The following is a 13772-nucleotide window of genomic DNA, read 5'->3' as shown; positions in this document are numbered from 1 at the left end:
GAAAATCTCCTTGGTCTTGGTGCGTTGCGTCCCACCGTACGGCGGGGAGGGAAGTACGGGTCTACCGGTCTCGGTATACGGGCTCGGGGGGCCGGGCGCCCGTCAGGGCACCCGGCGAGCCGCGGGTTCGGCGCTCGCGGAGGGGCGCGCGGGGATCAGGCGCTGCGGTCGAGGGCCCGCAGGCTGCGGTCCGTGATGGACCGTCCGCCACGCCCTATGGCGATCGTGCCGGACTGGACGAGCTCCTTGATGCCGAACGGCTCCAGCATCTTGAGCATGGCCTCCAGCTTGTCGGCGCCGCCCGTGGCCTCGATGGTGACGGCCTCCGGGGAGACGTCGACCGTCTTGGCGCGGAACAGCTGGACGATCTCGACGATCTGCGAGCGCGTCTCGTTGTCGGCGCGGACCTTCACCAGGACCAGTTCGCGCTGGATCGCGTTGGACGGCTCCAGCTCGACGATCTTGAGGACGTTGACCAGCTTGTTGAGCTGCTTGGTCACCTGCTCCAGCGGGAGGTCCTCGACGTTCACGACGATCGTGATGCGGGAGATGTCGGGGTGCTCGGTGACACCCACCGCGAGGGAGTCGATGTTGAAGCCGCGGCGGGAGAACAGGGCGGCGATCCGGGCCAGGATGCCGGGCGTGTTCTCGACCAGGACGGAGAGCGTGTGCTTGGACATGTGAGTCGTTCTCTCTTTCGCTCTTCGCTCAGTCGTCTTCGTTGTCGCCGAAGTCGGGACGGACGCCCCGGGCGGCCATGACCTCGTCGTTGGAGGTGCCGGCGGCGACCATCGGCCAGACCATGGCGTCCTCGTGGACGATGAAGTCGATGACGACCGTACGGTCGTTGATCGCGTTGGCCTCGGCGATGACCGTGTCCAGGTCGGCCGGGTCCTCGCAGCGCAGGGCGACGCAGCCCATGGCCTCGGAGAGCTTGACGAAGTCCGGGACGCGGGTGCCCTTACGGGGCGCGACGGACTCGCCCAGCTGGGAGCCGACCGTCTCGTGACCGGTCTCGTCCGCGTGCAGGACGGTGTTGGAGTACCGCTGGTTGTAGAACAGCGTCTGCCACTGGCGGACCATGCCCAGCGCACCGTTGTTGATGATCGCGACCTTGATCGGGATGTTGTTCAGCGCGCAGGTGACGAGCTCCTGGTTCGTCATCTGGAAGCAGCCGTCACCGTCGATGGCCCAGACGGTGCGCTCCGGCCGGCCGACCTTGGCGCCCATCGCGGCCGGGACCGCGTAGCCCATGGTTCCGGCGCCGCCGGAGTTCAGCCAGGTGCGGGGCTCCTCGTAGTTGACGAAGTGCGAGGCCCACATCTGGTGCTGGCCGACGCCCGCCGCGTAGATCGTTCCCTTGGGCGCGAGTTGGCCGATGCGCTCGATGACCTGCTGTGGCGAGAGCATGCCGTCCTCGGGCAGGTCGTAGCCCAGCGGGTAGGTGTCGCGCCAGCGGTTGAGGTCGTTCCACCAGGCGGAGTAGTCGCCGGTGTGGCCCTCGGTGTGCTCCGCCTGGACGGCCTGGATCAGGTCGGCGATGACCTCGCGGGCGTCACCGACGATCGGGACGTCGACCGGCTTGTTCTTGCCGATCTCGGCCGGGTCGATGTCCGCGTGGATGACCTTGGCGAAGGGGGCGAAGCTGTCCAGCTTGCCGGTGACGCGGTCGTCGAAGCGGGTGCCCAGCGCGACCAGCAGGTCGGCCTTCTGGAGGGCGGTGACGGCGGTGACCGCGCCGTGCATACCGGGCATGCCGACGTGCAGCGGGTGGGTGTCGGGGAAGGACCCCAGCGCCATCAGAGTGGTGGTGACGGGGATGCCGGTCAGCTCGGCGAGGACCTTCAGCTCGGCGGTCGCGCCGGACTTCATGACGCCGCCGCCGACGTACAGGACCGGGCGCTTGGCCTGGACGATCAGCTTCGCGGCCTCGCGGATCTGCTTGGCGTGCGGCTTGGTGACCGGCCGGTAGCCGGGCAGGTCCTGCGACGGCGGCCAGCTGAAGGTCGTCTGCGCCTGGAGGGCGTCCTTGGCGATGTCGACCAGGACCGGGCCGGGACGGCCGGTGGAGGCGATGTGGAAGGCCTCGGCGATCGTCTTCGGGATGTCCTCGGCCCTGGTGACCAGGAAGTTGTGCTTGGTGATCGGCATCGTGATGCCGACGATGTCCGCCTCCTGGAAGGCGTCGGTGCCGATCGCCTTGGAGGAGACCTGGCCGGTGATGGCGACGAGCGGGACGGAGTCCATGTGCGCGTCGGCGATCGGGGTGACCAGGTTGGTCGCGCCCGGGCCGGAGGTCGCCATACAGACGCCGACCTTGCCGGTCGCCTGGGCGTAACCGGTGGCGGCGTGGCCCGCGCCCTGCTCGTGGCGGACCAGGATGTGACGGACCTTCTTGGAGTCCATCATCGGGTCGTACGCGGGGAGGATGGCGCCGCCCGGGATGCCGAAGACGGTGTCGCACCCCACCTCTTCGAGAGAACGGATGAGGGACTGCGCACCCGTGACGTGCTCGATCGCAGCGGTCTGCTGTCCTCCGGTACGGGCCCGCGGCTGCGGATGGTGGGCCCCGGTGGCCTGCTCGGTCATCGGCAATCTCTTCTCGAAGCTGAGGGTTTTTGCGAGGATTCGGGTTTTGCCAGTGCAACAAAAAACCCCTCGTGCCGGATGGCAAGCGAGGGGAGCGCGTCGGGTGCGTTGAGCGGGGACATCGTGGCCCCAGCTTCAGCCGACGCGCTTTCCAAGTACGAGAATTCGGGTGCGCATGGCACTGACCCTCCCTCCGCCGGGAGGGGGATGTCAAGTGGGTGGGATGGACGTCTCACTATTTGAGCCCCTATGGAGGCCTCCCGGGACGCCCCGTGTGCCGCCCGCCATGGCGGGAAGGGCGATCCCGCCGGGTACTGGGAACGTACCGCGGACGAGCGCCCTGCGCAGCCGGTATTCGTCCAGAGGTCCGGAGAAGGCCATTCCCTGCCCGTGGGTGCAGCCCATGGCGCGGAGGGCGAGGACCTGCTCGGGGAGGTCCACGCCGTCGGCCACGGACTGCATGCCCAAATCATTTGCAATGCGCAACAAGCCAGCCGTGATCTTGTGCAATCTGGCCGATTCCACCACCCCTTCGACCAGCCCGCGGTCGAGTTTCAGGACGTCCACGGGCAGCCTGCGCAAGGCGCTGATGGCCGCGTAGCCGCTTCCGAAGCCGTCCAGGGCGATCCGTACGCCGAGCCGCCGCAGCGCCACGAGGCGGCGCTCCAGCTCGTCGAAGGGCACCCGGGGGTCGCTGTCCGCCAGCTCGATCACGAGGGCGCCCGAGGGCAGCCCGTGCCGGGTCAGCAGGGCCTCCACCGAGGCGGGGGGCGCCCCGCCCGGCCCCTGGTGCGGCACCCCCAGGCCGAGGAGCCGCTGGGCGGACATCCGGACGGCCACCGGCACGTCGTGACCGGCCTGATGGCGCTCGGCGGCCTGCACGACGGCCTCTTCCAGGAGCCAGTTGCCCAGTTCGGCCGTACGGGTGGCGGCGCCACCGGCGAGTCCGGCGCCCTCGGCACCGGAGCGGTCCTCGGTCGCCTCGGTGACGCGCAGGAACTCGGCGGGGGTGAAGAGGATGCCCTGGGCGGAGCGCCAGCGCGCCTGCGCGGCCACGGACGTGATCTCGCCGCCCGCGAGGGAGACCACGGGCTGGTGGAGCAGCGCGAACTCGCCGTCGTCGAGGGCGGTGCGCAGGCGTCCCGCCAGTTCGGCCTTGCGGACCACCTCGGCCTGCATCTGGGGGGCGTACAACTCGACGCGGTCCTTGCCGCCCGCCTTGGCGCGGTACATCGCGAGGTCGGCGTTGCGCATCAGGTCCGAGGGGGTGATGCCCGGGTCGGCGAAGGCGACCCCGATGCTGGCGGCGACCCGGACCTCGCTGCCGGCGATGAGGTAGGGCTGGGACAGCGTGGTGCGCAGCCGGTCGGCGATCTCGTGGACGAGGTACTCGCGGGCGGAGCGGTCGCGGCTGCCGTCGCCCGTGATCAGGGCGGCGAACTCGTCGCCGCCGAGGCGGGCGGCGGTGTCGCCGGCGCGCACCGAGTCCTGGAGCCGCCGGGCTGCCTCGACGAGGAGTTCGTCGCCGGCCTGGTGGCCGATGGAGTCGTTGACCGCCTTGAAGCCGTCGAGGTCGATGAAGAGCACGGCGGTGCTGTGGTCGCCGGCGCGGCGACCGGTGAGGGCCTGGCGGACCCGCCGGGTGAACAGGGCGCGGTTGGGGAGGTCGGTGAGCGGGTCGTGCTCCGCGCTGTGCTGGAGCTGTGCCTGGAGGCGGACCCGCTCGGTCACGTCCCGGCTGTTGAAGATCAGGCCGCCCTGGTGGCGGTTGACGGTGGACTCCACGTTGAGCCAGTCGCCGCTGCCGGACTTGAACCGGCACTCGATGCGCGTGGTGGGCTCCTCGGCCGGCGGGGCGGCGAGGAAGCGGCGCACCTCGTGGACGACCCTGCCGAGGTCGTCGGGGTGGATCAGGCTGGACAGCTCGGTGCCGACCAGCTCCTCGGCGTCGCGTCCGTAGACGCCGGAGGCGGCGGGGCTGACGTACCGCAGTATCCCGGTGGGCGCGGCGATCATGATCACGTCACTGGAGCCCTGGACGAGCGAGCGGAAGTGGTTCTCCTTCTGCGCCAGCTCCTGGGTCAGGGCGATGTTGTCGAGCAGCATGATCCCCTGGCGGACCACGAGGGCGAGGACGACCGTGCAGCCGGTGAAGACCACGACCCGGTCGACGCGGCGGCCGTCCACCACGTTGTACAGGATCCCCAGGGTGCACACGGCGGCGGCGAGGTACGGCGTCAGGGCCGGCAGCGAGCCGGTGATGGGCCGGCTGTGCGGGCGGGGGGCGCCGCGTGGGTGGCCGCCCGCCTCGCCGTACGCCATCCTGCGGGCGCCCCACGGCGCGTACGCCAGCAGCAGCGAGCCGGCGAACCACCCGGCGTCCAGCAGCTGGCCCGAGCGGTAGCTCTCGCGCAGCAGCGGCGAGGTGAACAGGGCGTCGCTGAGCACGGTCAGCGCGAGGGCCGCGACGGCGGTGTTGACCGCGGAGCGGTTGCTGGCGGACCGCCTGAAGTGCAGGACCAGCACCATCGAGACGAGGGCGATGTCCAGCAGGGGGTAGGCCAGCGAGAGGGCCGCCCGCGGGACGCTGCCGGCACCCTCGGAGGTGGCGCTCCGGGCGGTGTGGGCGAGCGCCAGGCTCCACGAAAGGGTGAGCAGGGAGCCGCCGATGAGCCAGGAGTCGAGCGCGAGGCAGACCCAGCCGGCCCGGGTGACCGGGCGCTTGGCCAGGACCAGCAGGCCGACGATGGCCGGCGGCGCGAAGCAGAGGAAGCAGAAGTCGGCCAGGGACGGGCTGGGCACCTCCTCGCCCAGCACCACCTCGTACCAGCCCCAGACGGCGTTCCCGCAGGCGGCCATGAGGGAGGAAAAGGCGAAGAGCAGCCACGCGGGCCGCTCCCGGCTGGGGTTGGAACGCGCGTAGCGGAAGCAGGACACCGCGGCGAGCAGGGCCGCGACGCTCAGTCCGAAGTCGCCCATGAAGAGGGCGACTTCCTCCGATCCCCAGCCGAAGGCGGCGCCCACCGCGTACCCGGCGCAGACCGCCGCGAGGAGAAGTTGAGCGGCCAGGCCCTTCCCGCCGCCGGAGACCTGCGGCGGCTGGGTCAGGAGCGCCCCGGGGGCACTCACCGGGGCTCCGTCACCGGCGTGGCCGGTTTGCGTGTGCGCGGATCGCTTGTCCATTGGCCGTGCATCGCCCGTCGCCCCCCAAAGTGTCCGATCACTCCCCAGCGCCGTACGTTCTCGGCGCAGTCCCCTTGTTCCGGACGATACACCAGTTTCGTCACTCAGGGACATAGGTTCTCTACTCTCCGTGACCACCAGGGGAGTTACGGATACCGGGCACGCCCGGGCTGCTGCGGAGCGTGCCCGGGCGGACTCACTCCGTGATCAGCACCGTGTTCTCCACGGGCTCCCCGGCGGCGAACCGGGTGAGCTGCGCGGCCAGCAGCCGCTTGGCGCGCGGCTCGAACGCCGAGGTGCTGCCGCCCACATGAGGCGTGATCAGGACATGGGGAGCATGCCAGAGCGGGTGGCCGGCGGGCAGCGGTTCCGGGTCGGTGACGTCGAGCGCGGCGCGCAGCCGGCCGGACTCCAGCTCCGCCAGCAGGGCCTTGGTGTCCACGACCGGGCCGCGGGCGACGTTCACGAGCAGGGCGCCGTCCTTCATCCGGGAGAGGAAGCCGGCGCCCGCCAGGCCCCGGGTCTCGGGGGTGAGCGGGGTGGACAGGATCACCACGTCGGCCGCCGGGAGCAGCTCGGGCAGGTCCGCGAGGGCGTGCACGGGACCACGCGGGCAGGTGCGGGCCGAACGGGCGACCCTCGTCATCCCGGCGCACTCGAACGGGACCAGCCGGTCCTCGATCGCGGCGCCGATGGACCCGTACCCGACGATCAGCACCTGCTTGTCCGCGAGCGCCGGGTAGAAGCCGGCCCGCCACTCCTCGCGGTCCTGGCCGCGCACGAAACCGGGGACGCCGCGCAGGGAGGCGAGGACCAGGGTGAGGGTCAGCTCGGCGGTGCTCGCCTCGTGCACGCCGCGCGCGTTGCACAGCCGTACGCCGGGGCGCAGGTGGTGCAGGCCCGGCTCCACGTGGTCTATCCCGGCGGACAGGGTCTGCACCACGCGGACCGCGGACATGGCGGGCAGGGGGCGGACCGCGACCTCGGAGCCCTTCATGTACGGCACCACGTAGTACGCGCAGTCGGCGGGGTCGGCGGGGAACTCGGGCCCGCCGTCCCAGAAGCGGTAGGCCAGGCCCTCGGGCAGGCCCTCGATCTCGTCGGGACGGAACGGCAGCCACACGTCGGTAGTCATGATCAGGAGGCTATGCGAACCGGCCACGGTCGCAGCGGTTAGTTTTGGGTGGCTGCCGAGGGAGGGGTACGAGCGGGTGGAGCGCAGGACGATCGGGGCGCCGGGGCTCGCCGTGGGCGCGATCGGGCTCGGGTGCATGCCGATGAGCTGGGCGTACACGGAGTCGCGGCGGCACGGGGAGGGTTCGCTGCGCGCGGTGCACGCCGCCCTCGACGAGGGGGCGAGCCTGCTCGACACGGCCGACATGTACGGGCCGTTCACCAACGAGCTCTTGCTGGGGCGGGTGTTGAAGGAACGGCGCGCCGAGGCCTTCGTGTCGACCAAGTGCGGACTGCTGGTCGGCGACCAGCACATCGTGGCCAACGGGCGGCCGGGTTACGTGAAGCGGGCCTGCGACGCCTCGCTGCGGCGGCTCCAGACGGACGTGATCGACCTGTACCAGCTGCACCGGCCGGATCCCGAGGTGCCGGTGGAGGAGACCTGGGGGGCGCTGGCGGAGCTGGTGGGGGCCGGGAAGGTGCGGGCGCTGGGCTTCTGCGCGGTGGGGGCACGGGCCACGGCCCCGCGGGCGGCGGGTGCGCGGGCCGCGCGGGGGCCGGGACGGCCCGGTGCCGGTGCGGCCCGTTATGAGGTGACGATTCGCCAGCTGGAGCGCGTACAGCAGGTGTTCCCGGTCAGCGCGGTCGAGGCGGAGCTGTCGGTGTGGTCCCCGGAGGCGCTGGAGACGCTGCTGCCGTGGTGTGCGGCGCGCGGCGTGGGGTTCCTGGCGGCGATGCCGCTGGGCAGCGGTTTCCTGACCGGGACGCTGACGCCGGGGCAGGGCTTCGAGCGGGAGGACGTACGGGCGAGGCACCCGCGGTTCACCGCGGAGGCGATGGCCGCGAACCAGCCGCTGGTGGCGGGGCTGCGGCGGGTGGCGCTGCGGCACGGGCCCGAGGTGACCGCGGCCCAGGTGGCGCTGGCCTGGGTGCTGGCGCAGGGGCCGCACGTGGTGCCGGTGCCGGGGACCAAGCGGGAGCGCTGGGCGGTGGAGAACGCGCGGGCTGCGGAGGTGCTGCTGACGGCGGCGGACCTGCGGGAGATCGCAGCGCTGCCGGGGGCGGTGGGGTCCTGGGACTGAGGTTCCGGGACCGGCCGGCGGAACTTCCGCAGCGGTCACGGCGGTTGTGGAAGAGCGCGCGGAGGCGCGCGGTGCGGGAGCGACCCGTGCGAAGCGGCTGCCGCGGGTGGCGGACGCTGTCCATGATGGAGACGGGGCAGGCGCGTCCCAGGACGGGCGGAAGGAGAAGGACATGCGCGGGAACGGCAGGGGCAGGGCGGGAGCGGTGGCGCTCGCGGTGTGCGGGGCGCTGCTGACGGGCGGCTGCTCGGGCGGCGCGGGCCCTGCGGCCGGGGCCTCGCCGGGCGGGGGCTCCTCCCCCACGGCGGGCGGCACCGCCTCGGCGCGCCCCCCGGGGGCCCCGGCCAAGGGCTCCGTGACGGTCGGGCGCGAGGTGGCCAAGGGCCTGGGGAGCCCGTGGGGCGTGGCCCCGCTGCCGGACGGCGACCTGCTGCCGGACGGCGACCTGCTGGTGGCCTCGCGGGACGAGGGGACGATCACCCGGGTGGACGGCGAGACCGGTGCGCTCACGGTGGTCGGCGAGGTGTCGGGCGTGGCGCCCGGCGGGGAGGGCGGGCTGCTCGGGCTGGCGCTGTCCCCCTCGTACGCCTCGGACCGGCTGGTCTACGCGTACTTCACCACCGAGTCGGACAACCGGATCGCTCGGATGATCTACGACGACCGCAAGCCGCAGGGACAGCAGCTGGGCGCGCCCGACACCATCCTGCGGGGCATCCCCAAGGGCATGATCCACAACGGCGGGCGGATCGCGTTCGGCCCGGACGGGATGCTGTACGCCGGGACGGGCGAGACGGGGAACACCGGCCTGGCCCAGGACAAGGAGTCCCTGGGCGGCAAGATCCTGCGGATGACCCCGGACGGCGACCCGGTGCACGGCAACCCCCAGGCGGACTCGGTGGTGTACTCGTACGGCCACCGGAACGTGCAGGGGCTGGCCTGGGACGCGGAGAAGCGGCTCTGGGCGGCGGAGTTCGGGCAGAACACGTACGACGAGCTGAACCTGATCGAGCCCGGGCAGAACTACGGCTGGCCGCTGGCCGAGGGCAGGGCCGGCAAGTCCGGGTACCGCGATCCGGTCGCGCAGTGGACCACGGACCAGGCCTCTCCCAGCGGCATCGCGTACGCCCAGGGCGCCATCTGGATGGCGGGGCTCCGCGGCGAGCGGCTCTGGCGCATCCCCTTGGACGGCACCCGGGCCGCGGCCGCGCCCCAGGCCTTCCTGACCGAGAAGTACGGGCGCCTGCGCACGGTGGTCGCCACCGGACCGGACCGCCTGCTGCTCTCCACGAGCGAGACCGACGGCCGCGGCACCCCGGAACAGGGCGACGACCGGATCGTGGAGCTCACGGTCCGCTGACGCCGATCCGCGGGGCGGGGCTCCCTGGCAGGCGGTAGGCCGGGCGGGGGGCATCCCTCCGGGCGAGGGGGCCCTGGGCGCCCCTCAGGGCCGGAGCCCCCGCCCGCGGGCGAGGAGCCCGGGGCCACTGCGGGCGAGGAGCCCGGGGCCACTGCGGGCGAGGACCCCGGGGCCACTGCGGGCGAGAAACCCCGGGCGCCCCTCTGGGCTGGGGTTCCGGCCCGGTCCGAGAGGCCCGGCCTAGCCGGCGGACACCCCCTGCGCCGGGGCCTCGCGGGGGAAGAGGCGGAGGCGGTGGGCCAGGGCGGCCGCCTCGCCGCGGCCCGTCACACCCAGCTTGGCCAGGATGTTCGAGACGTGGACGCTCGCGGTCTTCGGGGAGATGAACAGCTCCTCGGCGATCTGGCGGTTGCTGCGCCCGGCCGCGACCAGGCGCAGCACGTCCCGCTCGCGGCTGGTCAGGCCCAGGGCCCCGGCCGGGTCGCCCGCGGGCTCCGGCGCGGCCGGCGGCTCGTCCTCGGTCAGCGCCAGCCGGGCGCGCTGGGCGAGCAGCGCCAGGTCCTCGCGCAGCCGCCGGGCGTTCAGGCCCTCGGCCGCCCCGTGGGCCGCGCGGAGCGCCACCGCGGCCTCGCCTCGGTCGCCGCCCTCGGCCAGCAGGGCCTCCGCGCGCCGGTGCCGGGCCCGGGCGAGCAGGTACGGGCGGTCCAGCGGGCGCAGCGCCGCCTCCGCCTCGGCCCAGTCGGCCGGGGTGTCCCGGTCCTCGGCGCGCAGCAGTTCGGCCCGTACGTACGCCGCGTACGCGGCCCACACGGGGGCCGCGGCGGCGAGGGTCCTGGCCTGGGTGCGGATCAGCTCCAGCGCCTCGGCCCGCCCGGCAGCGGCTGCGGGCAGCCCCCGGGTGTCGGCCTCCGCCGAGGCGGCGGCCAGCAGCAGGGGCCAGGAGTAGCGCTGGTGGCCGGGCGGCATGCCCTCGGCCACGGCCCGTACCAGCTCCGCCCGCACGTCGAGGATGCGTCCCTCGGCGGCCGCGACGCCGACCGCGAGCCGGTACAGCGGGATGCGGTACTGGGGCTGCCGGTCGTGGCTGCCGAAGTGCTCGTGGGCGGCGGCCAGTTGCGCAGCGGCCTCGGCGAGTTCGCCGCGGGCCAGCGCCAGGTGGGCCAGCCGGGAGGCCGCCGAACCGCGCGGCTTGGCGCTCTGCGCCGAGCGCATCGCCTGGCCGGCCGCCTCGGCCGCCTCCTCCCACCGGCCCAGGCTGTAGAGGGAGTCGGCCAGGTTGCCCTGGACCCAGGCCTCGGAGTCCCGCAGCCGGTAGCGGCGGACCAGCTCGATGCCGCGCCGTGCCACGCCGACCGCCTCGGTCGACCGGCCCTGGCTCTCCAGCTGGGAGGACAGGTTGATGTGGGACCGCGCGGCCAGCACCGACAGCTCCAGCGCCGTGGCCCGCTCCAGCACCCGGTACATCTCCGCGATGCCCACGGCAGGGTCGCCCGCGTCGGCGACGAGGGAGCCGAGGGTGAGGCGGGCGTTGAGCTCGACCTCCTCCGCCCCGACCAGCCGGGCCACCTCGACGGCGCGCTCGGCGGTCGCCAGGTTCGCCGGTCCCGGCTGGTGCAGCATGCCCCAGCCGGCCGCGAAGGCCAGCACCTCGGCGTGCACCTGGGAGGGCGGCAGGCCGCGCACCAGCTCCTGGGCCGTGCCGAGTTCCTCCCAGCCGTCGCCCCGGGCCAGGCCGATGACCAGCTTGGAGCGCTCGGTCCAGAACCAGGCCGCGCGCAGCGGGTCGTCCTCCTCCTCCAGCATCCGCAGCGCCAGCTTGGTGATCTTCAGGGCGCGCTCGCGCTCGCCCCCGTACCGGGCCGCGACCACGGCCTCGGCCAGCAGGTCGAGGCGGCGCAGCGGCGTGGTGGCCGGGTCGCAGCCGCACGGCGGGTAGACCTCCGTGTAGTCGGCCGGGCGGAGCGCCCCGCGGACCTCCGCGGGGGCGCTGTCCCACAGGTCCATGGCCCGCTCCAGCAGCCGCAGCTGCTCGGAGTACGCGTGCCGGCGGCGGGCGGCCACCGAGGCCTCCAGCACGGCGGGCAGCGCCTTGGCCGGCTCGTGGGCGTAGTACCAGTAACTGGCCAGCCGGATGACCCGCTCCTCGGCCCGGACCAGGGTGTCGTCGGCCTCCAGGGCCTCCGCGTAGCGGCGGTTGACCCGGGCGCGCTCGCCGGGCAGCAGGTCGTCGCTGACGGCCTCGCGGACCAGGGAGTGCCGGAAGCGGTAGCCGTCGCCGTCGGGGGTGGCGAGGAGGATGTTGGCGCCGACGGCCGCACGGAGGGCCTCGATCAGCGCGTCCTCCGACATCCCGGACACCGCGAGCAGCAGGGGGTACTCGACCGTGGAGCCGCCCTCGGCGACCAGCCTGGCCACCCGCTGCGCGGCCTCCGGGAGCACCTCGACCCGGACCAGCAGCAGGTCGCGCAGGGAGTCGGTGAGCCCGGTGCGGCAGCCGCTCTCGTCGCAGGCCACCAGTTCCTCGACGAAGAAGGCGTTGCCGTCGGAGCGCGCGAAGACCCGGTCGACGAAGGCCTCGTCCGGCTCGGAGGACAGGATCCCGGCGAGCTGGCGGCGTACTTCGGAGCGGGTGAAGCGGGAGAGCTCCAGCCGCCGGACCGTGCGGAGCCGGTCCAGTTCGGCGAGCAGGGGGCGCAGCGGGTGGCGGCGGTGCACGTCGTCGGCGCGGTAGGTGGCGGCGATCACGAGGCGGCCGCCGGCCAGGGTGCGGAAGAGGTAGGCGAGGAGGTGGCGGGTGGAGGTGTCCGCCCAGTGCAGGTCCTCCAGGACGAGGACGACCGTACGCTCCGCCGCGAGGCGTTCCAGGAGGCGGGCGGTGAGCTCGAAGAGGCGGGCGGTGCTCTCCTCGTCGTGCGGGCCGCGGGGGGTCTCGCCGAGTTCGGGGAGGATCCGCGCGAGCTCGTCCTCCTGTCCTGCGGCGGCCGCGGCGAGCTCCTCGGGGAGCCGGCGGCGCAGGGCGCGCAGGGCGGTGGAGAAGGGGGCGAAGGGCAGTCCCTCCGCCCCTATCTCCACACAGCCGCCGACGGCGACCACGGCGTCGCGGCGGCCGGCCTCGGCTATGAACTCCTCGGTGAGGCGGGTCTTGCCGACGCCCGCCTCACCGCCGATGAGCAGGGCCTGCGGCTCGCCGGTGGCGGCGCGGGCGAGGGCGTCGGTGAGCAGGGCCAGTTCGTCGGCCCGTCCGACGAACACCGGGCTGACGGATCTGGTTTCCACATCGCCGAGCATCGCACAGGCGTCCGTGCGCGCGGCAGCGGGTGGCGGCGGGGTTCTCATGCGGCGTCACCTGGGGTGCTGCGCCCGGTGCCGGCTAGGCGGCGCGGGTGAAGCGCTGACGGGCGGCCTCGGCCTTGGCGGCGGTGCGGGCGGCCTTGCCGCGGCCGGCCCGGCGGTGCTCCTCTGCCTGCCGGACGCGGCGGTACTCCTCGGCTTCGCGGAGCAGTTCGGCGCGGCGGAGGCCGGCGATCTCGTACTCGAACATCTCGTTCTCCCCTGGAGGTTCTTCCCGGTCACGGCCCGTTCGTTCCGTGTGGTCCAAGATTCGCCGCCCAGGGGGTGCCGCCACATCGGGCGACTGCCGCATCCGCCGGGGCCGGGGTGCCTTAGGCGCGTACGCCGGGTGCCCGCCCCGGCCTAAGCACCGGCCGGGGGTGCCTTAGGCCGTGCCTTCGGGACGGGGCGGGGCCGGGCGGGGTGCCTCAGGGGGCCGTGGGCAGGGGGGCGAGGACGTCGAAGTACATGAGGACGGCGATCAGGAGGCCGAGCCCGCCCAGGCCCACCGCGCCCCAGGAGACGGCCCGGACCCAGGCGGGGAGGGCACGGCCGGGCACGCCGAAGGCGGGGCGGAGGAGGACGGCCGCGCCGACGAGCAGCGCGAGGACCGCGAAGACGCCGTTGACCAGGGCGGTGAGGTGCCAGGCGTCGCCGTAGAGCGCGGAGATCTTCTCGGCGGTGGAGGCGGCGGTCTGGGACTCGATCTGGCCTATGAGGGTCTGGCGCTCGGCGGCGACGCGGGAGACCCAGGTGCCGGTCAGGGCCGAGACGCCGAGTCCGGCGGCGACGACGGCCGCGGCGCCGGCCCCGGCGCCGGTGTACGGAGTGGCGGCCTCCGCGTCCGGGTCGGCGGGGAGGAGCTCCTCGTCGGCGGGACCGTCGTCGTCGAGGGCGTCGAGGAGGTCCTCGTCGGGCTTCTCGCCCACGACGGGGTCCGCGTCCTTCCTGCCGGGTTCTCCGGTACCGGCGGGGGTGCCGTCCGCGGTGGGGTCGGTCGGGTCGGCGGGGGCGGTGGCCGCGTCGGCGTTCTTGGTGTCCATGGCGGGCACCGTAGG

9 protein-coding genes are annotated in these 13772 nt (G+C 73.7%); 2 read left to right on the top strand and 7 right to left on the bottom strand.

The features are described 5' to 3' along the window. Nucleotides 1-155 precede the first annotated feature (155 nt). The 4 genes from ilvN to ACIF6F_RS21710 all read right to left on the bottom strand — a co-directional run bounded on the left by ilvN (nucleotide 156) and on the right by ACIF6F_RS21710 (nucleotide 6907). Nucleotides 156-680, bottom strand: a complete 525-nt coding sequence (gene ilvN, locus ACIF6F_RS21725) for an acetolactate synthase small subunit (protein ID WP_399948909.1) — start codon at nucleotides 678-680, stop codon at nucleotides 156-158. 28 nt (nucleotides 681-708) lie between these two features. Next, complete coding sequence (locus ACIF6F_RS21720) at nucleotides 709-2589, bottom strand: acetolactate synthase large subunit (protein WP_399948907.1); 1881 nt, start codon at nucleotides 2587-2589, stop codon at nucleotides 709-711. A 210-nt stretch (nucleotides 2590-2799) separates the two neighbouring features. Then, on the bottom strand, nucleotides 2800-5718 hold the full coding sequence (locus ACIF6F_RS21715) for a putative bifunctional diguanylate cyclase/phosphodiesterase (protein WP_399948904.1): 2919 nt from the start codon (nucleotides 5716-5718) through the stop codon (nucleotides 2800-2802). 250 nt (nucleotides 5719-5968) lie between these two features. Then, nucleotides 5969-6907 carry a 2-hydroxyacid dehydrogenase gene (locus ACIF6F_RS21710; protein WP_399948902.1) on the bottom strand — a complete coding sequence of 313 codons (939 nt, stop codon included), beginning with the start codon at nucleotides 6905-6907 and terminating at the stop codon, nucleotides 5969-5971. 76 nt (nucleotides 6908-6983) lie between these two features. Between ACIF6F_RS21710 and ACIF6F_RS21705 the strand changes: the two genes are divergently transcribed. Together ACIF6F_RS21705 and ACIF6F_RS21700 are read left to right on the top strand one after the other, a co-directional pair. After that, nucleotides 6984-8027 carry an aldo/keto reductase gene (locus ACIF6F_RS21705; protein ID WP_399948900.1) on the top strand — a complete coding sequence of 348 codons (1044 nt, stop codon included), beginning with the start codon at nucleotides 6984-6986 and terminating at the stop codon, nucleotides 8025-8027. A gap of 172 nt (nucleotides 8028-8199) precedes the next feature. Further along, a complete protein-coding gene (locus ACIF6F_RS21700) occupies nucleotides 8200-9384 on the top strand; it encodes a PQQ-dependent sugar dehydrogenase (protein WP_399948898.1) in 1185 nt (394 codons plus the stop codon). Nucleotides 9385-9624: 240 nt separating this feature from the next. On the opposite strand, the gene ACIF6F_RS21695 is transcribed toward ACIF6F_RS21700, so the two are convergent. The 3 genes from ACIF6F_RS21695 to ACIF6F_RS21685 all read right to left on the bottom strand — a co-directional run bounded on the left by ACIF6F_RS21695 (nucleotide 9625) and on the right by ACIF6F_RS21685 (nucleotide 13757). Next, nucleotides 9625-12672: an ATP-binding protein gene (locus ACIF6F_RS21695; protein WP_399949008.1), complete on the bottom strand. Its 3048-nt coding sequence runs from the start codon at nucleotides 12670-12672 to the stop codon at nucleotides 9625-9627. Nucleotides 12673-12754: 82 nt separating this feature from the next. Continuing rightward, on the bottom strand, nucleotides 12755-12925 hold the full coding sequence (locus ACIF6F_RS21690; RefSeq protein WP_399948896.1) for a hypothetical protein: 171 nt from the start codon (nucleotides 12923-12925) through the stop codon (nucleotides 12755-12757). A 217-nt stretch (nucleotides 12926-13142) separates the two neighbouring features. Further along, nucleotides 13143-13757 carry a hypothetical protein gene (locus tag ACIF6F_RS21685; RefSeq protein ID WP_399948894.1) on the bottom strand — a complete coding sequence of 205 codons (615 nt, stop codon included), beginning with the start codon at nucleotides 13755-13757 and terminating at the stop codon, nucleotides 13143-13145. Nucleotides 13758-13772 lie beyond the last annotated feature (15 nt).

The sequence above is a fragment of the Streptomyces sp. NPDC086023 genome (assembly GCF_044540325.1).
GTDB lineage: Bacteria > Actinomycetota > Actinomycetes > Streptomycetales > Streptomycetaceae > Streptomyces.
Note: the sequence above shows the minus strand (reverse complement) of the source record. Positions and strands in the feature narration are given on the sequence as shown.